At 42.6% G+C, this 21,115-nt stretch carries 19 protein-coding genes and 1 pseudogene; 13 read left to right on the plus strand and 7 right to left on the minus strand.

What is annotated here, in order from left to right; genetic code table 11:
• Positions 1-152: 152 nt before the first annotated feature.
• From NLP_RS33805 to NLP_RS30035, 7 genes are all read left to right on the plus strand, one after another.
• The gene (locus tag NLP_RS33805; RefSeq protein ID WP_158680592.1) at positions 153-296 is read left to right on the plus strand and encodes a hypothetical protein; all 144 of its coding nucleotides are present in this window, start codon (positions 153-155) and stop codon (positions 294-296) included.
• Positions 293-850, plus strand: a complete 558-nt coding sequence (locus NLP_RS30010) for an RDD family protein (RefSeq protein WP_104909507.1) — start codon at positions 293-295, stop codon at positions 848-850. Before NLP_RS33805 ends, NLP_RS30010 begins: the two co-directional genes overlap by 4 nt.
• Before the next feature lie 43 nt (positions 851-893).
• A complete protein-coding gene (gene rpmG, locus NLP_RS30015; protein WP_099100649.1) occupies positions 894-1,088 on the plus strand; it encodes a 50S ribosomal protein L33 in 195 nt (64 codons plus the stop codon).
• Positions 1,089-1,093: 5 nt separating this feature from the next.
• Positions 1,094-1,309: a 30S ribosomal protein S18 gene (gene rpsR / locus NLP_RS30020; protein WP_012411240.1), complete on the plus strand. Its 216-nt coding sequence runs from the start codon at positions 1,094-1,096 to the stop codon at positions 1,307-1,309.
• Between the two features lie 130 nt (positions 1,310-1,439).
• The gene (locus NLP_RS30025) at positions 1,440-3,500 is read left to right on the plus strand and encodes a ribonuclease catalytic domain-containing protein (protein ID WP_104909508.1); all 2,061 of its coding nucleotides are present in this window, start codon (positions 1,440-1,442) and stop codon (positions 3,498-3,500) included.
• Between the two features lie 640 nt (positions 3,501-4,140).
• A complete protein-coding gene (locus tag NLP_RS30030) occupies positions 4,141-4,704 on the plus strand; it encodes a Uma2 family endonuclease (protein WP_104909509.1) in 564 nt (187 codons plus the stop codon).
• A 90-nt stretch (positions 4,705-4,794) separates the two neighbouring features.
• The gene (locus NLP_RS30035; protein ID WP_104909510.1) at positions 4,795-5,301 is read left to right on the plus strand and encodes a metal ABC transporter solute-binding protein, Zn/Mn family; all 507 of its coding nucleotides are present in this window, start codon (positions 4,795-4,797) and stop codon (positions 5,299-5,301) included.
• 20 nt (positions 5,302-5,321) lie between these two features.
• Here NLP_RS30035 and NLP_RS36285 read toward each other — a convergent pair.
• A pseudogene (locus NLP_RS36285) lies at positions 5,322-5,492 on the minus strand (penicillin acylase family protein); the annotation flags it as partial.
• Between the two features lie 71 nt (positions 5,493-5,563).
• Between NLP_RS36285 and NLP_RS35700 the strand changes: the two are divergent.
• The gene (locus NLP_RS35700; protein ID WP_267894898.1) at positions 5,564-5,695 is read left to right on the plus strand and encodes a hypothetical protein; all 132 of its coding nucleotides are present in this window, start codon (positions 5,564-5,566) and stop codon (positions 5,693-5,695) included.
• A gap of 330 nt (positions 5,696-6,025) precedes the next feature.
• Positions 6,026-7,072 carry a cyanophycinase gene (locus NLP_RS30045; RefSeq protein WP_199784723.1) on the plus strand — a complete coding sequence of 349 codons (1,047 nt, stop codon included), beginning with the start codon at positions 6,026-6,028 and terminating at the stop codon, positions 7,070-7,072.
• A 247-nt stretch (positions 7,073-7,319) separates the two neighbouring features.
• Here NLP_RS30045 and NLP_RS30050 read toward each other — a convergent pair whose 3' ends face one another.
• Positions 7,320-9,446, minus strand: a complete 2,127-nt coding sequence (locus NLP_RS30050) for a serine/threonine-protein kinase (RefSeq protein ID WP_104909511.1) — start codon at positions 9,444-9,446, stop codon at positions 7,320-7,322.
• A 152-nt stretch (positions 9,447-9,598) separates the two neighbouring features.
• Between NLP_RS30050 and NLP_RS30055 the strand changes: the two genes are divergently transcribed.
• The 4 genes from NLP_RS30055 to NLP_RS30070 all read left to right on the plus strand — a co-directional run bounded on the left by NLP_RS30055 (position 9,599) and on the right by NLP_RS30070 (position 14,989).
• Positions 9,599-10,297, plus strand: coding sequence for a rhomboid family intramembrane serine protease (locus NLP_RS30055; RefSeq protein WP_104909512.1), 699 nt, complete (start codon positions 9,599-9,601; stop codon positions 10,295-10,297).
• Positions 10,298-10,596: 299 nt separating this feature from the next.
• Positions 10,597-13,239, plus strand: coding sequence for a PAS domain-containing hybrid sensor histidine kinase/response regulator (locus NLP_RS30060; RefSeq protein WP_104909513.1), 2,643 nt, complete (start codon positions 10,597-10,599; stop codon positions 13,237-13,239).
• A gap of 94 nt (positions 13,240-13,333) precedes the next feature.
• On the plus strand, positions 13,334-13,480 hold the full coding sequence (locus tag NLP_RS30065) for a hypothetical protein (RefSeq protein ID WP_442946678.1): 147 nt from the start codon (positions 13,334-13,336) through the stop codon (positions 13,478-13,480).
• 174 nt (positions 13,481-13,654) lie between these two features.
• Positions 13,655-14,989 (plus strand): GTPase family protein, encoded by a 1,335-nt coding sequence (locus NLP_RS30070; protein ID WP_104910097.1) that lies wholly within the window; start codon positions 13,655-13,657, stop codon positions 14,987-14,989.
• On the opposite strand, the gene NLP_RS30075 is transcribed toward NLP_RS30070, so the two are convergent.
• From NLP_RS30075 to ptsP, 5 genes are all read right to left on the minus strand, one after another.
• Positions 14,986-15,450 (minus strand): type II toxin-antitoxin system VapC family toxin, encoded by a 465-nt coding sequence (locus NLP_RS30075; protein WP_104909515.1) that lies wholly within the window; start codon positions 15,448-15,450, stop codon positions 14,986-14,988. The two genes, NLP_RS30070 and NLP_RS30075, sit on opposite strands and share 4 nt — an antisense overlap.
• Before the next feature lie 172 nt (positions 15,451-15,622).
• The gene (locus NLP_RS30080) at positions 15,623-15,886 is read right to left on the minus strand and encodes a hypothetical protein (protein WP_104909516.1); all 264 of its coding nucleotides are present in this window, start codon (positions 15,884-15,886) and stop codon (positions 15,623-15,625) included.
• A gap of 259 nt (positions 15,887-16,145) precedes the next feature.
• On the minus strand, positions 16,146-17,372 hold the full coding sequence (locus tag NLP_RS30085) for a DUF4336 domain-containing protein (RefSeq protein WP_104909517.1): 1,227 nt from the start codon (positions 17,370-17,372) through the stop codon (positions 16,146-16,148).
• A gap of 361 nt (positions 17,373-17,733) precedes the next feature.
• Positions 17,734-17,934 (minus strand): hypothetical protein, encoded by a 201-nt coding sequence (locus NLP_RS33810; RefSeq protein ID WP_234017119.1) that lies wholly within the window; start codon positions 17,932-17,934, stop codon positions 17,734-17,736.
• Positions 17,935-18,074: 140 nt separating this feature from the next.
• Positions 18,075-20,591 (minus strand): phosphoenolpyruvate--protein phosphotransferase, encoded by a 2,517-nt coding sequence (gene ptsP / locus NLP_RS30095; RefSeq protein ID WP_104909519.1) that lies wholly within the window; start codon positions 20,589-20,591, stop codon positions 18,075-18,077.
• Positions 20,592-21,115: the final 524 nt, after the last annotated feature.

Here is a 21,115-nt window from a genome sequence, read left to right on the forward strand (position 1 = left end):
AATTAAAATTAAGTTTCTACAACAATACAATACAGATGTACAACCCTACTGTGTGTTGCATCCATGAGGTGTAACGGTTACTTTGTGAGATGCTTATTAAGTACCAGAAAAGTATCAAAAATGCCATAGAAGCTTAATCCGATTTTTGAATTATGCAGTTGTTAGTTGCACAAATTTTGGTTGACTGGTTTTTGTTCTTTTATGGCGCAGCAACTAACCGAGTCATCATCTTAATATTAAAAACAGGAGCGATCGCTATTTCCCAACCCCTAAATAAAAATACCTATTTTGTATGACAATCGAACGAGTTCCCCAAAAACACTATCCCAAGGCTGAGATTGGGCGACGAGGTATGGCATTAGGACTTGATTTCCTTGGTGTCTGGTTAGTCAGTTCCCTACTGGGAGGCAGCAATATCGGGATTCAATTTGTTGAAATCTTAGTTTTCGTAATACTTTGGCTGGTTTTGCGGGTGCTGGTGGTATACAACAATCAAGGGCAAAGTTTAGGGCGTTGGGCGTTCGATTTAAAGGTGTTGTCAGTTGAAGATGGAGAAGTAGTGGGCAGAATTCCAGATTTGCTCTCACTAGTGAAGCGAGAAGCGATTATCGGCTTGGGTGCTTTATTAGTGTCAATTGCCCTGAGCAATATTACAGCCAATCCCACTGCTATACTGCTAGTAATTCCCCTAGCAATTGATTGTGGGACTGCTTTCTCTGATACCCAGATGCGGCAGGCTTTACACGATCGCTATTGTGGAACTTTCATCGTTTCGTCGCGTCGTGGCTACTCGCTCGATATAAAAATTAAAAGATTAGTTGAAAATATGCGGCGGAATGTGAGAAGATAGTCATTTGTGTTAATTCTCTTCAGGCTTCACTGTTTGTAAGATTATGGCTAAGAGTAAAGGTGCCCGCATTATTATCACACTAGAGTGTACTGAGTGCCGGACAAATCCAGATAAGCGTTCTGCTGGTGTTACACGTTATACCAGTACCAAGAATCGCCGTAACACCACTAACAGGCTAGAACTGAAAAAGTTCTGCACCCACTGCAACAAACATACTGTTCACAAGGAAATTAAGTAAAAAAGATGAGTTATTTCCGCCGTCGCCTTTCTCCGATCAAGCCAGGAGAACCAATCGATTATAAAGATGTTGATTTATTGCGTAAGTTTGTCACCGAGCGGGGAAAGATACTGCCACGTCGGATTACCGGGCTTACGTCTCAGCAACAGCGAGAGTTGACATTAGCAATTAAACGTTCGCGGATTGTGGCTTTGTTGCCATTTATCAATGCGGAAGGCTAAAAAGAGTGATGAGTTATGAGTAGAGACGCGATTAATCGCGTCTGTACAGGAGTTAAAAATCAAAACTCCTAACTCCTAGCTTTTAACTTAAAACTATTTAAACTGTTCACCAAATTAGAGTGCGAGAGTTGTGGAGAAGGGGACGCTAGTTGAATTTAGGGTTCAAGGCGATCGCCGTCTGGGCATCGTAGAACGTCCAGACGGAAAAACCCGCTGGTTTGTGGTAGACGAACGCGGTCAATCCCACAGCCTCGCGCCTAGACAAATAACTTATACAGTTACCGGACAGACTTACAAGCCTTCTGAGATTGCTAGCTTTTTGGAGCAGATCAAGCCTTATTTAGACCCATCTAGCTTAGAAGTGGCTTGGGAATTACTGGTTGAAGATGGGGAAATAGTTACTCCAGACCAAATGGCGAATCTGCTATTTTCAGAATCAGCCGCACCTCCTTGTTATGCCGCCTATTGCTTGTTATCAGACGACAAACTTTATTTCAAGCAAAAAGGAGACGCTTACGAGCCGAGAACTGCTGCTCAAGTGGCAGAACGCCAGCACCAACTGGAAGTAGAGGCACTAAAAGCTAAAGGACAGCAGGAATTTTTAGCTCGTGTAGAGCAGGCGCTCAAAGGTGAAGCAGTAGAGTGGCAGCGCCACGATCGCCAGCGCTTAGAAGGACTAGAAAAATATGCAGCGCTAATAGCTGACACCGTGCGGACGGGGGTTAATTATGACTCCTTGGCTCGTGCTTATCCGCCCAGCGCTGCGGTATTAGAAACTATGACCATGCTGGGACGACCCACAACACCCCAAGGAGCCTTTCAACTATTGGTGGATTTGGGTTGCTGGAGTCCTTATGAAAACTTGTTCCTGCGTCGTTCTTCAATTCCAATTCAATTTCCTCATAAGGTATTAGAAGTGGCGCAACAGCGTTTGGATTTCCCGCCGATTGACTCAGACACAAACCGCCTTGATCTGACTCACCTGAAGGTTTACACCATTGATGATGAAACTACCACAGAGATCGACGATGGTCTAAGTTGGGAAGTACTGCCCGATGGACGGGAACGCTTGTGGGTGCATATCGCCGATCCTACTAGATGGTTAGTACCGGAAGATGAATTAGATTTGGAAGCCAGAAAGCGCGGTAGCACAGTCTATTTACCGACGGGAATGATTCCCATGTTTCCAGAGGTGTTGGCAACTGGGCCAATGAGTCTGATCCAGGGAAAGGTTTGTTGCGCCCTCAGTTTCGGGATTATTTTAGGTACAACTGGGGCAGTAGAAGATTACAGCATTCACACCAGCTTGATTAAGCCGACTTATCGCCTCACCTACGAAGATGTAGATGAAATGCTGCAATTACGGGTACAAGCAGAACCAGAAATTGCGGCGATCGCAACTTGGGCACAGCGGCGAAAAGCTTGGCGTTACGCTCAAGGGGCAATTAGCATCACCATGCCGGAAGCGACGATCAAAGTTAAAGGTGAGGAGATCCACATTGATATTTTGGACGATTCCCCATCGCGGCAACTGGTAGCAGAAATGATGATTGTTGCCGGTGAAGTTGCGGCTCGTTATGGTAAAACTCATAACATACCTTTGCCCTTTCGCGGTCAACCGCAACCAGAATTACCTCCAGATGAGGAATTGCTGCTACTTCCAGCCGGATTCGTTCGCGCTTGCGCCATGCGTCGTTGTATGCCCAAAAGTGAAATGAGTATTACGCCTTTGCGTCATGCTGGTTTGGGCTTGGATACCTACACCCAAGCAACCTCTCCCATCCGCCGCTACAGTGACTTACTCACCCATTTCCAACTGAAAGCCCATTTGCGGGGTGAAGTTCTGCCATTTTCCGCAGATCAACTTAAAGAAGTGATGATGACTGTCACCAGCATCACCCAAGAGGTGACGATGGTGGAACGACAAACTAATAGATATTATGCACTAGAGTATTTACGCCGTCATCCAGAGGAAACTTGGGATGTAACAGTGTTGATGTGGCTGCGAGAAGACAGTAATTTAGCCCTAATTTTGTTAGAAGATTTGGGCTTGCAGTTGCCAATGGCTTTCAAACGTTCTGTGAACTTGGGCGAACAGATAGTGGTGAAAGTTAGCCACGCCGATCCACAAAAAGATATGATCCAGTTTCAAGAAATAATTTATCAAGAAGCCCAAACAGCGGCGAATTAACTAATTTGTCATTTGTCATTTGTCATTCGTCATTCGTAATACTCGCTACAGGCTAGTATTATCAATTACGAATTATTTTAACTTTGTTCCAACTCCTTTTGGTTAGGATATAGCCCTATTGATGGCGGTGTAGAAGTTGTACGTATTGTCAGTGGCTATCGGGATTTAGAGACAGTTTTCTTAAGTGAAAGGTAGGTACAAAGAATATTTCATTCTTAAATTCAACAACATCGATAATTAATTTAAATATGAGTGAATGTCCTTGCTGTAATGGAACACTACTGCGACACATTCGTAGTGGTAAAATTTACTGGTTTTGTGTCGATTGTCGGCAGGAAATGCCAGATATGAGTTTGGTAGTTCATCATAAATCCTTATCTGCCGCAGTATTCTCAGCAAAAATCAGAGGAAAATAACTTTGATGTTGGCAATGAGAACTCACGTTAATTTCCTCCTGCTAAACTTTTAAATAAAGGTAATACTATTTCTTTGTGAAGCTGTATATATTTACCCCCCCCGACTACATTTCCCAAGGCATCAGGGGAACTTCGAGGGAACTACAGAGGGGTCTTGTTATATGCATCTTCATACAGAATTGGTATAACGGAATCTTAGCAACAAAGGCACGAGGAAAGATTCAATGAATACTGTTGTGCTTAATCTAGAACCGATTGCTCATTTGACCGATGAGCAATTTTATCAATTGTGTATTGCCAATAGCGATTTAAGCCTGGAAATGAATGCAGCCGGAGAATTAATTATTATGCCACCAGTAGGAGGAGAAAGCGGAAATCAAGAAGCTGGACTGATTACTGATTTAGAAATCTGGAATCGTCAAGCTAAGTTAGGGAAAGTTTTTAGTTCTTCAACTATCTTTATACTTCCAAATGGTGCAAAACGTTCCCCTGATGCGGCTTGGGTAAAGTTGGAACGGTGGGAAGCTTTAACACTAGAACAGCGAAAAAAATTTCCGCCACTTGTACCCGATTTTGCAATTGAACTGCGTTCCGAGACAGACCGGCTTGCACCTATCCAAGCGAAAATGAAGGAATATATAGAAAATGGTTTGAGTTTGGGTTGGCTAATTAATCCTCAAGATCAGCAAGTGGAAATTTACCAACTTTTGAAAGCTGTAGAAGTTATTCAAATGCCAGCGATTATTTCTGGAGAAGATATATTACCTGGATTTGAGTTACAAGTATAGGTAATAAACCTGACGTATAGCTTTGCTTACCGAATTGCCGCAAAAAAATCATTATCAATAATTTTAGGATAGTTGGGCAACAGCACCCGCATGACGATTTCTCAAGAGTTAGGGAAATTAGCCCCAAATAATGCTGCGACTTATACTAGCAACACGCAAAAACTAACTAGTGAAATCAGTCAGATAGATACCTGGATTAAATCAGAAGTAGCCACAATTCCACCCAAGCAACGCAAATTAGTTACCACCCATGATGCTTTCGGTTACTATTCCAAAGCTTATGGAATTCCTATTGAAGGGGCGCTAGGTGGTATTAGTACGGAAGAAGCACCGACTCCTGCGCGGGTAGGTGAATTATCAAAGGATATAAAAAAGGAGGGTGTACCGACAATTTTTGCAGAGACGACGATTAACCCTAAACTCATACAGGCGGTGGCAAAAGAGGCAAAAGTTAAGGTTTCAGACCGAGAATTGTTTGCTGATGGTTTGGGAGAAAAGGGGACAGAGGGTGAGACTTACCAAGGAATGTTGATTGCCAATACACGCACGATTGTAGAAGGTTTAGGAGGCAAGTATACAGAGTTTAAGCCTAAATAATCAGGTTTTTTAGAAGAGGGATGAGTCCAGCCTAAATTATTATTGAAGGCGATCGCTAACATGGGAATGCCCACAAGTGCGGCTCCATAGGCATCAAACCCTGGAGCAGTCATTTGCGCTTCATACCATAAACATAAGTCTGACCAAGGCAAATGGGGATTTGCTAACAACATGGCCTTACCACTAGCAGAACTTCAGTAGTGCTGAGTACTGAGTGCTGAGTACTGAGTGCTGAGTATAACTCATAGTTAAAACTAGGGGATTGAAACAAGGCAATTATCAAGAAGAAATCAATGGTGAAAACAATTTAATCGGCGTTCCCAATTATTTAGAATATTGGGTAACTATTCCCAGCAACTACGGAAGTATCTGGACAGTAATAACCAATACCTAATCTATTTTAAATTTCATCTGGCCAGAATTAAACGCTACAAGCAATGTAGAGATTTTCGCACAGTAGCGCAGAGAATTAATGATTACTCTGCGTTATTTTGCGTTAACAAACAGTACAAGCCCTGTACGCTGGAAATTCTACCCTATCTAGTGCCACAGTTAAGCTAGTGCGCATCTAAATTGCACATTTTTCGTCAAGACTGTCATTTGTCATTGATTATTCACAACAACTGATAAATGACTAATGACAAAGGACAAACTTCACGAATAAATAAGTAATTAAAATGCGTAACAGCCTAGCAATAATTGCAGTTTGCTCCAGAAGTTTAGTATGACAAAGGCATTCCCAAGCAAAGCAAGGCGCTTGAAAAGTACAGGAATCAAGTTGTTGAAGATGGGAACCTTCCTAATAACCCGTTTTATTGAAAGCTGGAAACGCTTCTTCCTGGGTGACACTGTTGATGTTCGCCCCTCCACTCCCTCCTTTGATGTCCGTTCCTCCTTAGCGGGCCCGGTCCTGAGTTTGGGTGGGGGAGGCCCCGATGTCGATGATGCTATCCAGTGGATGATTAACCAAGTTAGAGGAGGTAGTAACTCCAGCATTAAAGTTAATGTTGTAGTTCTCCGCACTAATGGTAATCACGATTACAATCGGCTAATTTATGCCATGAAGGGCGTAAATTTTGTGGAAACTCTTCTGGTTAGGGATAGACAAGAAGCAAACAAAGCTGAGATTTATGAAAAAATCCGAAATGCTGATGTAGTTTTCTTTGCTGGCGGGGATCAATGTCAATACATCCGCAACTGGAAAGATACCAAGCTTGAGGCTGCTGTTAAGTCAGTTTACCTTAAGGGAGGTGGTGTTGGTGGCACTAGTGCGGGTGCAATGATCCAAAGTGATTGTGTCTATGATGCTTGCGCTTCTTCCGAAAAAGGCATTGAAACTAGAGACGCACTCGAAGATCCCTACCGAGACATTACTTTTACTTACAACTTTTTCAATTGGAGTAATTTGAAGGGAACTATCGTAGATACGCACTTCGATAGACGAGAACGAATGGGTCGAATTATGACTTTCATTGCTCGTCAAATTAAGGACGGTGTATCTAGCAGTGTTTTAGGTATAGCGGTTAGTGAAAGTACATCGGTTCTTGTGGATAAAAACGGTTTGGTGAAAGTTATGGGTAGGGGTGCGGTATACTTTGTACTTGGCAATCATCTGCCGGAAGTATGCGAACCCCGAAAGCCTTTGACCTTTTCCAATTACAAAATTTGGAAAGTTCGCAGTGGCGACACCTTCAACTTGAGAAACAGACCAACTTCTGGGTACTATCTCAGGAGTGTTAAAAGGGGACGGATTGATTCAAATCCCTATTGAATGAGGAGCAAGGCTGTTTCATTCACTAAGCCTTTAAGATTGTCCTTTGTCATTGGTCATTTGTCCTTTGAAATACAAATAACTAATGACATAGGCACTTTGCCTTCCCGCAAGGTATGACTAATGACAACCCTCTTCTGAAGGAGACGCTGCACGTAGCTTGCTTCCCCAGAGGGGTACACGAGTAAATATACAACTTAAATGCGTAACAGCTTCTCAATCCTAACCCGTCAATTTGATAGGTTGCTTAGGGTGTCGTCTGCGGTGGATTGGTGGAATTAGGAAATGGAAGAGTTGGTACAATTACAGGCTTTGGTTTTTCGCCTTGCAGTTGAATTTGGGCTTGATTGCGACCGTCTATTGCTTGTTGGTAATTAGACTTGTATTTTATTGCTCGATCGTAAGAAGCGATCGCATCCTGATACCGTTTCAAATTTAATAGAGCATTGCCTCTGCTAAACCAGCTTTCAGAATGGTCTGGTTTATAACGAACTGCCTTATTATAAGACGCGATCGCATCTTCATATTTTTGCAATATGTATTGCGAATTACCTAAATTATACCAGAGTTGATAGTCATTTTGCTTAATCGTTGCCGCTTTATTATAAACTTTTATTGCTTCTTCATAGCGTTGGTTTTGATGCAGCGACCATCCCAAATTATACCAGGCTTGATAGTTTCTGGGACTGTATTTAATTACTTGATTAAAAGATTCAATCGCATCTGGATAACGCCGTAAATTCAGCAGTATATTACCTCTAGATAACCAAGCTTGGTAATAATCTGGCTGATATTGCACCGATTGATCATAAGCTGTAAATGCATCTTGATAGCGTTTTAAATTGACTAGTACGTTTCCCAAATTATACCAGGCTTGCTCGTAGTCTGGTTTTAAATCAACGACTTTTTGATAGGCTGCGATCGCTTCTTCATATCGTTTAGAATTCTGCAAAGCTAATCCTTTTTTATACCAAGCTTCATAATTATCTGGTTTGAGTTCAATCGCCTTTTCATAAGATTTAATTGCCTGGTCATATTGGTTTAAATTACTGAAGGCTTCACCCTTAGCATTCCAGACTTCTGAGTTGTCATTCTTTAATTCTAAGGCTTTGTCAAAAGAGGCGATCGCTTCTTGATATCGCTGTAAATTTCCCAATACAGTGCCACGTCCAATCCAAGCATCTAAATAATCCGGCTGAATTTGAATTGCTTTGTCATAGGCCACTAATGCTTCTTTGTATTTTCTTAATTTATTTAGCGTTTTGCCTTGACCATTCCAAGCTTGAGCATAATCTGGTCTAAGATTAACGGCTTTTTCATATACTTCTAGCGCGTCTTGATAACGTTGCAAATCAAAAAACGTATTTCCTTGTTTAGATAATTCTATGGCATTATTTGAATTAATGTAACTCCAAATAAATATTGATGCTACTGTGCCAATAGTCAAGAAAAATATTGTTAGTAAAATTTTACCTAATATACCTTTTTTAGGTTGAGGTTTGTTGATATTTTTTGGTGGAGGAGGAGTTAACGCTATTGTCTGAACAGGTGGTTGTCTTAACTCTTTCAGCGCTTGTAATGCCACAGTTGCCGAAGGATAGCGTTGCCGAAAGTCGTAGCACACCATTTTATCTAAGAATTGAGCAAATTCTGGTGTTACTGTAGCTTTATCATGCCAGATAATTTCATTAGTATCAGCATCTTTTACTATTTCTTCTGGTGATAATCCAGTCAAAGCTTGAATAGCAATTATTCCCACAGCATAGATATCACTGCTTAATTTTGGCGTACCATGAGCTTGTTCGCCAGGAATATATCCAGGCGTACCAATAGCTACTGTTGCTAAAGTTTGACCTTGGGGAGTAATAACTTGAGTAGCAATTTGTTTCACTGCACCAAAATCAATTAAAATTAATTTGCCATCTGGTTGGCGTCTAAGAATATTGTGGGGATTGACATCACGATGAATTACATTCTGTTGATGGACGAATTCTAAGATTGCCAAAAGTTCTTGTAAAAGTGAAATAACTTCTTCTTGACTGAGGATTTTACCTGATGTTAATTCTTGACTCAGATCGTGACCTTCGATCAGTTCCTGTACAAGATAGAATTCGGCATTTTCCTCAAAGTAAGCTAAAAGTTGAGGAATGCGATCGTGAGTTCCTAATCTATACAGAACTTGCGCTTCTGTATCAAATAAACGCCTAGCTGTTTCCAAAGTTACTGGATCGCTTGCCTGGGGTTTGAGTTTCTTAACGACACATAGAGGTGAACCGGGTAATTGGGTATCACAAGCCACAAAAGTTTCACCAAAACCCCCACCTCCCAAGTTACTAATAATTTGGTATCTTCCTACAAGTGTGTTTCCTAGCATCTCGTTTGCCTAGTTAAGTGCGATGCGATCTGATTTCAATCTTGCCACAGGTTAAGGAGGAGTGAAGGAGTAGAGGAGCCAGATGAGGCAGGGGGAGAAAACTAATAATTAACCACCAATGACCAATGACCAATGACAAATGACAAATATATATGATTCCTATTAGTGATAATATTCGTTGTCGAAGTAAGCCAATTATTAATTTCTGGTTGATTGGCATTAACTTAGCTGTATTTTTATGGGAACTTAAACTAGAGTTTAGCGGTCAATTAGGCTATTTTGTCAATAGTTGGGGTGTGATACCAGCACAGATTAGTGAAGCAGTTACCAATGCTCTTTTTTTCAACTCTGCTGCTTGGATAGTTGTCATTTGGCGGGTATTTACCCTATTTTTTGGCATATTTCTGCACGGCAGTTTTAGTCAAATATTAGGAAATTTACTATTTTTGTGGGTTTTTGGGAAAACTGTAGAAAATATTCTGGGACACAGACGCTATTTAGGATTTTATCTGGTTGCTGGCGTGATAACAGGGGTAATACAAATTCTGGCTGAACCGAGTTTGACAGTTCCGTTGATTGGCGCAAATGGTGCGATCGCAGCTATTTTAGGAGCTTATGTGATGAAATTTCCTAAAGCTAAAATTGACACTGTTTTGCCGCTAATAATCTTGTATATCCCCATTCAACTTCCAGCCTTTTTCTATATATTTTGGTGGTTTGTGCAACAATTATTTTATGGTATAGGTAGTTTAAATATTCCTCCTGTCGGCGTAAATCAATCGGGTGTTGTCTTCTTAGGGCAATTTGTGGGATTATTAATTGGTGGAGCTTTCATCCGATTGAAGAGATAAATTTTATTTAGCTATTGAGCTATTTTGTAGAGTGAATGTCAAAAAGCTCAATTTGGATTTTAATATTTTTAGCAGTCCTTACCCTACAATCATCAAAACTCATATATACCTTTTGGATGAAATTCATAAAATGTTTCTACCTAATAAATTATATATATAAAAAAAATAATTACTGCAATAATCTTTTGATTTTTTATCTAACTTTTGATAGATTACATTAGATAGTTGAAAAATTCATAGATCGAACTAGGGATACCTACTCTTCAAGTCGATATTATTAAAGATTAGCGGTGTATAAAATGCAAAATATTGATAAAATTAACATTAAACTCACTGATGAATTAGCAGTTTTGCGGCAGCGTGTAGCTGAGTTAGAGCAATCAGAGATATTTTATCAAAAAAGGCAAACAGCGCTTGAGAAACAATTAACAGAACTAAAAATAAAGCTGCCGCTAGAAGTTGAAAATTCTCATCTTAAAGTTGTTGATTGGCAGATTGAGAACGAAACCTCTGTAAATCTCAATTTGCCAACAGATATGACAGTAATTTTACAGCAACTCCAACAAGAAATCGCAGCGCGACAGCAGATAGAAGTAGTTATCAGAGAGACTGAAGAACGGTTGAGACTAGCTCTAGATGTATCCCAAATGGGCTTGTGGGATTGGAATCTTGTTACCAATCAAGTCATCTGGTCGGAAAATTATCAACTGCTTTTTGGTCTACTTCCAAGTAGTTTTGACAGCCCTTATGAGACGTTTCAAAAGTGCGTTCATCCTGAAGATAGCCAATCTGTAATGCAAGCGATCGCCCACGCTTTAACACAAAAGACTGACTACAATGATGAATTTCGCATAGTTCGCTCAGACCAAAGCACGCATTGGATTTCTGCCAAGGGAAAATTTATCTACGACGAGCGGGGACAAGCGGTGCGAATGATTGGGGTTTGTATGGAAACTACTGTGTGTCAGCAGGCAAAAGAAAGTACTCGCGAACTGACGACACAAGTACAAGAACAGGCAAATATTTTAAATGCCATCCTAACTGCCTCAGTCGATCATATTTACATCTTTAATCGCCAAGGTTGTTATCAGTATGTTAGCCGTGATGGAGCAACATTACTAGGTTTAAATCCCGAAGATATTATCGGTAAAAGTTTGCCAGAAATGGATTTACCCGCAGACTTAATAATGCAAGTAGATCGTCAACGACAAGCTGTCATGAGAAGTGGGCAGCCGATTAAGGATGAGTGTAAATATTTTACTGCCGATGCGTTGCATTATTATGAATACATCCTTACACCATTACGGAATTTAAACCAAACTATTGAAGGCGTAATCACTGTTGCTCGCGATATTACCGCACACAAGCGGGCAGAAAAATCATTACGTGAAAGCGAAGCACGATTTCGGCGTTTGTTTGAATCTAATCTGATTGGGGTCGCTTTTTGGACTGTGGATGGTTTCATCCTTGATGCCAATGATGCCTTTCTGCAACTAGCTGGCTACACTCGTGATGAGTTTGCTACTTTAGGTAGATTTAATTGGAGAGAACTTACTCCTGTTGAGTATCAGCATTTAGACGATCGCATCCTCTTGGAGGTGCAAACCACTGGAGTTTCCAAAATTTACGAAAAAGAATACATCCACCGCAACGGTAAGCGAGTACCGATTGTTTTGGGAATGGCTTTGCTGAATGACTCCCAAGAACATGGTGTTGCTTTTGTACTGGATATTACCGAGCGCAAATTGGCTCAACAAGAATGCGATCGCCTACTCGATTGCGAAAGGACAGCACGACAACAAGCAGAAATCGCCAACAAAGTTAAAGATGAATTTCTGGCGGTTCTCTCCCATGAACTACGAACCCCACTCAATTCCGTTCTGGGATGGTCGAAAATGCTGCGGACTCGCAAGTTTGATGAAAAAACTACTCACCACGCCTTAGAAACCATTGAACGCAACGCTAAGTTACAAACCCAGCTAATTGAAGATTTGTTGGATGTGTCGCGCATCCTGCAAGGAAAATTAAACTTGAATACCTGTCCTGTCAGCTTGGTAATGGTAGTTGAAGCAACACTACAAACGGTACAACTAGCAGCACAAGCCAAGTCAATTCAAATTCAGACCATATTTGATGCCAATTTGGGACAAGTGATGGGCGACCCAAATCGGCTGCAACAAGTTGTGTGGAACTTGCTTTCAAATGCAGTAAAATTTACACCAACAGGAGGACGAGTAGAAATTCGACTCATGGAAGCTGGTAATCAGGCTCAAATTCAGGTTAGTGATACAGGTAAGGGAATTAGCCTAGATTTTTTGCCTTATGTATTCGATTACTTTCGCCAAGCTGATGGCACAACTACCCGGACATTTGGTGGACTAGGTTTAGGACTAGCGATCGTGCGTAGGGTTGTAGAAATGCATGGGGGAAATGTTCAAGCCGAAAGTCTTGGAGAAGGATTGGGTGCAAGCTTCACTGTCGAGTTACCGCTTTTGGTTAGAAGCGAACAGGTTCGGGGTGAAGAGAATCAGTCTTCATATTCGGAGCCGGTATCCTCGCTGCTTGCGGACACTCAAGTTTTGGTAGTGGATGATGAACCAGATATTCGCGATTTACTTACCTTTATTTTGCAAGACTACGGTGTCCAAGTAACCGCCGTATCATCAGCACAGGAAGCACTACACGCACTGGCTGAGTCGATACCAGATGTTTTAATTAGCGATATTGGAATGCCAAAAACAGACGGTTATATGCTGATGCGTGAAGTGCGATCGCGATCGCCAGGGCAAGGAGGAAACGTACCAGCGATCGCTCTGACAGCTTATGCAGGGGAAATGAATCAACAGCAAGCGCTAGCAGCAGGATTTCAAATGCATATCTCCAAACCAATAGATCCAGATGTACTGGTGCAAGCGATCGCTGATTTGATTCAACCAAGCTGATATAAATAAGCGTCTGAGAGGCTTTCCATAACTTTAGTTTTGTATTATCAATATTGTTAGCCGATACAATCACATTGTTAGTCGATGCAATCGCATTGTCAGTCGATGCAATCGCATTGTCAGTCGAAACAATCGCATTGTCAGTCGATGCAATCGCATTGTCAGTCGAAACAATCGCATTGTCAGTCGAAACAATCGCATTGTCAGCCCGCAAAACGCGATCGCTCAGGAACACTACTAAAGGTACTAGTACAGCACGGCGTAAATAAGCAGACCATTGAAAAGCCCTAAAGAGCTTATTTCATAATACTTTTGACTTTTGACTTTTGACTTTTGACTTCCGCCTTGCGGTACTAGTTATCCCTTTGAGAATCGCTATAAGATGACTAAAAGGGTCTTCTATGTTTGGATGAAAATGACTGAGCAACGTGATGCTGACTCACCGTCAACTGATTCTCAGCAATTGAGCGAACCGACCGACAAAACGATTACCCAGTCGGTCGATAATTCCTGGACAAATCAGATTGCTGGTGTCTGGAACAAAGCAACAACACGTCTAACGCAAATCCTACCCGTAGAACAACTGGCACAGACAGTTGTCGAATGGTTTAGTGTCAGCGAAACTCAGGTTGCAGAGATTTTAGAGAAAATCCGAGCTGAACTACCAACTACAGAAGCGCTGGTGATTGGTAAACCCCAAGCCGGAAAAAGTTCAATTGTCCGGGGATTGACGGGAGTTTCTGCCGAGATTGTCGGTCAAGGATTTCGCCCACACACGCAACACACCCAGCGCTATGCCTATCCTTCCAATGACCTGCCGTTACTGATTTTTACTGATACAGTGGGGCTGGGCGATGTCAAACAAGATACTCAAACAATTATTCAGGAGTTAATTGGCGATTTACAACAGGAAACTCGTTCCGCCAGAATCCTGCTTTTGACGGTTAAAATCAATGATTTTGCAACTGACACGCTGCGACAAATTGCTCAACAGCTGCGCCAGAAGTATCCAGACATTCCCTGTCTGCTGGTAGTGACTTGCTTGCACGAAGTTTATCCTAACGATACGGTCGATCATCCCATTTATCCGCCAGATTATCAGGAAGTCAATCGTGCATTTACCGCCATGCAACAAGCTTTTGCAAAAATAACAGATCGCTCTGTACTCATTGACTTTACCTTAGAAGAAGATGGCTACACTCCGGTATTTTATGGCTTAGAAGCACTACGAGATTCCTTGGCAGAACTACTCCCACAAGCAGAAGCTCAGGCGATTTATCAGCTATTAGATCGAGAAGAATCTGGGAAGCAACTTGGCAACCTTTACCGAGATGCTGCCCGCCGTTACATTTTGCCATTTGCGATTATGTCTGCAACTCTGGCCGCTGTACCTCTGCCATTTACTACAATGCCCGTACTCACTGCCTTGCAAGTATCAATGGTGGGTCTGTTGGGTAAATTATATGGGCAGACACTTACGCCATCTCAGGCGGGAGGCGTTGTGAGTGCGATCGCAGGTGGTTTTTTAGCACAGGCAATTGCGCGGGAGTTAATTAAATTTATACCAGGTATTGGTAGTGCGATCGCCGCCTCTTGGGCAGCCGCCTACACTTGGGCACTAGGGGAAGCAGCCTGTGTTTACTTTGGCGATTTAATGGGAGGTAAGAAACCCGATAGAGAGAAAATTCAGTTGGTGATGCAAGAAGCATTTCAGGCGGCGCAAGAACGGTTTAAGGGAATCAAACCTTAGGGGTAGTTGTTGGGGTTTTCCACAAGTAGACCTTCACTTGCTGCGGCTGCATTCAATTCGGAATCGGCAGATACAAATGTCACTAGAGGCAAAGTGTTAGCTATGCAGAGGGCATTTACCGTACAACCAGCCCCTAACTGAACTGCATCGTAGCCTCGTAACCCGTATGCTTCAGCTAATACCATTGCAGAGTTGATGAGGCTTTCTGTGATTTCGATGACTTGGTATTCAGACCGGAGATCGCTTTTAAACTGATTACATACTGCGATCGCATCAGTAGCAATGATACTTCCACCACGCGATCGCCGTGTAATGGCAGCGACAATTTCAACACTAGTAATAGCAGCAATCAGTAGATCATTTTTTAGTCGCGGCTCAAATAAACTCAAAACCCATGCTGAACCTATCTCACTGACGTAGCGTTTGACCAGCGCACTGCTATCTAAATAATAAGCTGCCATCTAAACCTCATCTATGTTGAGAACCGTAGTTTTTGCCCTCACCCTAAATCCCTCTCCCAAGTAGGGAGAGGGACTTCTTTCCGGCTCCCCTTCTCCCAATATTGGGAGAAGGGGCTGGGGGATGAGGGTTTTTCTATTCATACAGAATTACGGTTTTCAACGTGGACGCAGTTTAGCAGCGTTCCTCAATGATTGTTTCAGAAACAGTTTTACCCTGTACCTGAATCAGTCGTTGTTTAGTTTGCTGAATATAAACTGGCTGCTTGAGTTGTTTTACCAACCCAGAAGTTAACAGCACTTTGTGAAATGTTGTCCGTTGAGTAACTTGTTCTTGCTCAACAATATATCTCTGGATAACCTGATTCAACTGCTGTAACTCCTCTGGCTCTAAAATTTCAAGCTGATTGAGGATTTGATTAAGAATTGCCTGTGGCATAGGTTTCTAGGTTTACCTGAGCTAGTTTATTTATTATTCTACGGTGGACATAACTTTACTTAGGGACTTCCAAGTTAAACAAATATCCCATCCATGCGGGACGCTCCGCGAACTTAGAGGCGCAAGGCCTTGCGCCCCTACAAATCTAGAAATAATTTGGGATAATTTATTTTTTGCAAAGTCCCTTAATCATTTGTGAAAAACTCATAGGGTAGCACAGCCAGCCATACTACCAAAGCATGGGTTGCATACCACTCTCCTACACCTTCTCTTTTGCTGCTGGCACAATGCCAAACTTATTTAAACCTGTATCGATTTCTCTAAGTGCTTTAAAATCTTCCTCTGGTAAAGGATAGCTGCTACTGCTGAACAAACCTCCACTGACAGGCTGCTTTTCCAAAAAAGAGAAAGCTTGGCGAAACTGATGCGCTTGCGCTTTAATCGGTGAATCAAAGTGGCAAGAAATAATCCACTCAAAGTCCCAACTTGCAACTTTATCAGCCCAGTCAATGGTTTCCTTCGGGGCGCGGTTGAGAATCAGTGTCTGTAAAATTGGTGCGACAAACAAACGCCCATTCCCTCGCAGGGCATCAAACGATCGCTGCCAATCTGACTGCCATTTAAAGGGATACAATCCAAAATAAGCTTTCCTTGAGCGTTCTGGGGCTTTCAAGGAATCTTGTAATACCTGACCCCATCGGCGTATATCTAATGCCCTTGGTTGAAAGTACAAAGCAAATAGACAGATGCGCTGCCAACCCTTACAGCGATTTGCCTGACTATCTACAACAAGATCAGAAGCATCATCCTTGGCATGGAATAATAAAGGATATCGATCTAAGAGAACGATCGCAGGTGGATCTTCTGGGATCGAAAGCACAGAATCTGTGACTAAAAGAGTATGCGATCGCTTGTGGAAAAAAGCAACTTCCGCAAACCTACCGGGGCCAAGTCCGATGGGGCCTAGCATTGCATAATCAAACTCGTCAGCAAAGGGAGTTTTGCTGCTATCTTCTGGAAGTACTTGAGTTCGTTTTGAGGGTAAACCAAGCCAGCTAAGGGGGAGATTTAGCGGGAAACTCCACTGATGCGGAGCCACAAACACCTGTGCAGTCGGAAAGTATCTGGCGAAGGGGCCAACGAAGACCTTGTGTTCTATACCAGAGATTGTTGGCAGGATGATGTACTTAATGTTGCCATGCTTTACCACCAACTCATTCACAAGTCTCATACACTCTGGGGTTGGTGCAACAGGCGCATAGACGAGAAGACCCCCAGTTTCCAGCTTCACAACAGTCATACGAATCGGTACAACAACGTAGAAAATGCCCTGAATCTGGTCAAAATTCCAGATTGTGTCTTTAAGCACTTCTTGACGAATTGTCTGCCGCCTACCATAAGGGTAGAGAGGCACAACAGGCCATAATCCCCAGGAAAAATCCTTTGGATAAATCTGTTGTGTATTGACTATGCGTTCATCAGCCACTCTGCAACCCCCTCCAAATTCCCAATACTCAAATTGTTTTTATTTGCTCTCCACGAAGTTGGAGTTTAGCAAATTGTTGAGATAATAATACCAATTTGTAATTCGTCATACCCTCCAAAGGTAAGAAGTAAGCTACGTAATTAGTAATTCGTAATTAAGAGGGGTTAGATTCATCGGGATTTTCAGCTTTGAATCTGTAGATTTTTTTTGCAAATTGTATAACCTAGCTTTTAACGAAACTAATAATCGACGTTGTAGAGGTGTAATATTTTAACTAATATCATATCCGCTTAATTACTTATTAAACCTGTAGAACCCCACCCCCGCCAAAGCTATGCTTTGTCTCCCCTCACCGTTCGGGCTACTGTGTACACACAAGTTTCTTGGACTGCAATGGCATTGCATTGACTAACAATGGTATTGCATCGACTAACAATGGCATTGCATCGACTGACAATGGTATTGCATCGACTGACAATGGTATTGTATTGACTAACAATGGCATTGCATTGACTAACAATGGCATTGCATTGACTAACAATGGCATTGCATCGACTGACAATGCTATTTCTCTCGTTCCCATACTTTGTATAACGAATGAGTTAAGCCTCATCAAGCTAGGTTTTTAGGACTTGTATATACACAGTAGGCTCTTCAGGAGGGGCTGGAGGTGGGGTGTATTGACTGTGGTTAGATAACTAATTATGCAGGGGGAGTAATTGAAGTTGAGATTAGTTCTCTAACATGCTCTGCGGAATCTTGTTGTAATGCTGATGCCGCGATCGCTGCACTCTCAACTATACTTAACCTAGCGATCGCCTGCTTGACTCCAGGTATACTTGGGGGATTTACGCTCAACTCATCCAGCCCTAAACCTAATAAAATTGGTGTTGCTAAAGTATCTGCTGCCAATTCTCCACATAATCCTACCGAAATCCCGGCTGTATGGGCAGCTTGGACAGTTTGCTGCACCATTCGCAATACGGCTGGATGTAGCGCATCAACCAAATTTGCCACGCTGGGATTAGTGCGATCGCTAGCCATGACATACTGACTCAGATCGTTAGTCCCGATACTAAAGAAGTCTACTTCCGCAGCTAATTGATCGGCGATCGCGACTGCTGACGGAACCTCCACCATAATTCCTACTTTCATCGCCGCATCAAAGGAAATACCAGCTTGATTTAGTTCAGTCTGCACTTCACCCAAAATTACCTTAGCTGCACGTACTTCAGTTACAGTCGCAATCATTGGCAACATGATTTTAATTTGGTGTCCAACACTAGCTCTCAAAATTGCCCGTAACTGAGTTTTGAAGAGTTCTGGATGATCTAAACAAAAACGAATTCCCCGCCAACCTAAAAAAGGGTTAGCTTCTGGAAACCCAACTTTGATATAGGGAAGTGGCTTATCACCACCGACATCAAAGGTACGAATAATTAGCGGCCGATTATCTAAAACTTGGGCGATCGCCTGATAGACTAATAATTGTTCTTCTTCAGTCGGGGCGCTTGTTCGGTTTAAATACAGAAACTCAGTGCGGAGTAGTCCCACACCTTCTGCACCGCTAGCCACAGCAACTTGCACATCATTTATACTACCAATATTGGCGAAAACGCTAACTTGCCGACCATCACGAGTAATCGCTGGCTGATGTGCCGTAGCTCGTGCTTCCTGTTGGGCAGTTTGCCAAGCTGATTGCTTTGCTGTCAGTAAATCCAGGATATCCGATCCTGGTTCTACCCAAGCTCTGCCACTTTCACCATCAAGTGCCATTAGTGTACCATCAGCCAAGTGCAACACCTGGGCATCCACTCCCAAAACTGCGGGAATACCCAACGTCCGGGCGATAATTGCACTGTGGGAGGTGGCGCTACCAGAAGTAGTACAAATTCCCAACACTTTGGTTGGATCTAGTCCAGCCGTATCTGAGGGGGTTAAATCAGTCGCCACCAAAATCGCAGGTTCTTCAAGATGCAGGTTAGCCGCAGCATTCCCAGCTAGTAATCGCAGCACTCTTTGTCCGACATCTACAACATCGTCAACTCGCTCTTGCAGAAAAGAATCCTCAAGTGCGCGGTAGGAAGTCGCTACTTCATCGACTACAGCTTGCCAAGCTGCTTCAGCATTTATATGGTTATCTAAAATGCGCTGATGAGCCGCTGACAACAGTACTGGATCTTCTAAAAATAGTAGTTGCGCATCGAAGATGGCAGCTTCAGCGTCACCAATTTGCAGAGATGCTTGTGAGAAAACTGCTTGAATTTCTTGTCTGGCGGTGTGGATTGCTGTTTGTACTCGTTGCCACTCTGCATCTGGATCGTCTACGTGATATTCCGTAATCGCAACGTGAGTGGGTTGATAATGAACAACAGGTGCGATCGCTACTCCACCAGAAGCTGCAATTCCCGAAAGTTCGCCGTAAGTTGTTGGTGTAACTTCATGGTGAAATGCTGGTGGAGAATTCAAAGCAACATTATCTTCACCAAAGTTATTTGCGAATAATCCCTGTAATGCTGCCAGCGCCTCATCTGCATCAGAACCAGTGGCAGTAATCAGCAGTTCGTGTCCTTGACGCACCCCTAAAGTTGTAACTTGGTTAATACTGTCACCCCTGACTAGCTCAGTATTTCTCGTTAAATTCCGTACCAGAATTTGGGATTGAAACCGGGCTGCGGTTGCTACAAACTGCGCTGCGGGGCGGGCGTGTAATCCTAAACGATTGCTCACAATCAGCCGGATTTCTGGCGTTGGCGATTCTATATTGGTCGTTATTGGGCTGACAACTGACAATGGGCTGCTAACTACACCCAATTGAGTTGCTTTTGCCAGGAGTGCGCCGCGTGCTTCCGCCATCACTTGGTGAATATCTCTACCAGCCGCCGCCGCCACTACAGCAGCGATCGCGCCTTCTACTAGAGGTGCTTCACACAAATACACTTTCTCCTGCTGTGCTTCTGGCAAAAACTCGATTGCCATTTCCGCACTCAGCAAAGCACTACCTAAATCCATTAACACCAAGACACCATCATCAGAAAAAACAGAAGCGATCGCCTCATAAACCTGAATCGGATCTGTACCCAATGGATTTTCAGGATCTTCAATACCTGCTGCAACAGCAATGGTAACTTGGCCTTGAACCATCTGTGCGGCGAGTTCCTGCACACCCAAAGCTAGTTGTTTACTGTGAGAAACGATAACAATTGCGATCGCGGCCACACCGTCAACCTTGTTGAGAGGTTTGCGTTTAGCTAGTTATCCATTTCATTTTCCCATTTTGCTACAATTGCAACTCTCCGAAAATATTCCGGTCTTTCCAGCTATAAATACGAATTAAAATAGCCTTCTTTTACGGAAATACGTGGTGTCCACTCATAAACTTCATCGCTAGCAGTACGGGAAGAAATGTTTTGGATAAGTTTGTTCCCATCGTACAACTTAATCGAGACATCACCATCAAAATTATCCTGCCACAATATTAAAAAAGGTTGATCCTTTTTCGGAAGTACTTTACCAACTGGCCGATCGAGATTTTTGGCGCAACCTTATGAAGCATTAGAGGATACAATACCTCAACGTCAAAAGTTGATGAAATACATAAAACAAATGCCAATACATAGCCGCTTAAACCTCCCCACATTAAAAGCTATAAAATCTTGTAGTTCCGCGATCGCATGAAATGTTATTCCCTCTGTTGACTGTTGGCGCGATACTGAGAGTGCAAGTGTGGCAGTTTGTAAATG

Origin of the sequence: Nostoc sp. 'Lobaria pulmonaria (5183) cyanobiont' (assembly GCF_002949795.1) — a bacterium.
Classification (GTDB): domain Bacteria; phylum Cyanobacteriota; class Cyanobacteriia; order Cyanobacteriales; family Nostocaceae; genus Nostoc.

What these genes read in the sequence shown, in the direction of transcription:
- NLP_RS30055 (WP_104909512.1), top strand. Translation starts at nt 9,599, where the DNA reads ATGATTCCTATTAGTGATAATATTCGTTGTCGAAGTAAGCCAATTATT.
- NLP_RS30045 (WP_199784723.1), top strand. Translation starts at nt 6,026, where the DNA reads ATGACAAAGGCATTCCCAAGCAAAGCAAGGCGCTTGAAAAGTACAGGA.
- NLP_RS30030 (WP_104909509.1), top strand. Translation starts at nt 4,141, where the DNA reads ATGAATACTGTTGTGCTTAATCTAGAACCGATTGCTCATTTGACCGAT.
- NLP_RS30035 (WP_104909510.1), top strand. Translation starts at nt 4,795, where the DNA reads ATGACGATTTCTCAAGAGTTAGGGAAATTAGCCCCAAATAATGCTGCG.
- NLP_RS30080 (WP_104909516.1), bottom strand. Translation starts at nt 15,886, where the DNA reads ATGCCACAGGCAATTCTTAATCAAATCCTCAATCAGCTTGAAATTTTA.
- NLP_RS30060 (WP_104909513.1), top strand. Translation starts at nt 10,597, where the DNA reads ATGCAAAATATTGATAAAATTAACATTAAACTCACTGATGAATTAGCA.
- NLP_RS30050 (WP_104909511.1), bottom strand. Translation starts at nt 9,446, where the DNA reads ATGCTAGGAAACACACTTGTAGGAAGATACCAAATTATTAGTAACTTG.
- rpmG (WP_099100649.1), top strand. Translation starts at nt 894, where the DNA reads ATGGCTAAGAGTAAAGGTGCCCGCATTATTATCACACTAGAGTGTACT.
- NLP_RS33805 (WP_158680592.1), top strand. Translation starts at nt 153, where the DNA reads ATGCAGTTGTTAGTTGCACAAATTTTGGTTGACTGGTTTTTGTTCTTT.
- NLP_RS30010 (WP_104909507.1), top strand. Translation starts at nt 293, where the DNA reads ATGACAATCGAACGAGTTCCCCAAAAACACTATCCCAAGGCTGAGATT.
- rpsR (WP_012411240.1), top strand. Translation starts at nt 1,094, where the DNA reads ATGAGTTATTTCCGCCGTCGCCTTTCTCCGATCAAGCCAGGAGAACCA.
- NLP_RS30075 (WP_104909515.1), bottom strand. Translation starts at nt 15,450, where the DNA reads ATGGCAGCTTATTATTTAGATAGCAGTGCGCTGGTCAAACGCTACGTC.
- NLP_RS30070 (WP_104910097.1), top strand. Translation starts at nt 13,655, where the DNA reads ATGACTGAGCAACGTGATGCTGACTCACCGTCAACTGATTCTCAGCAA.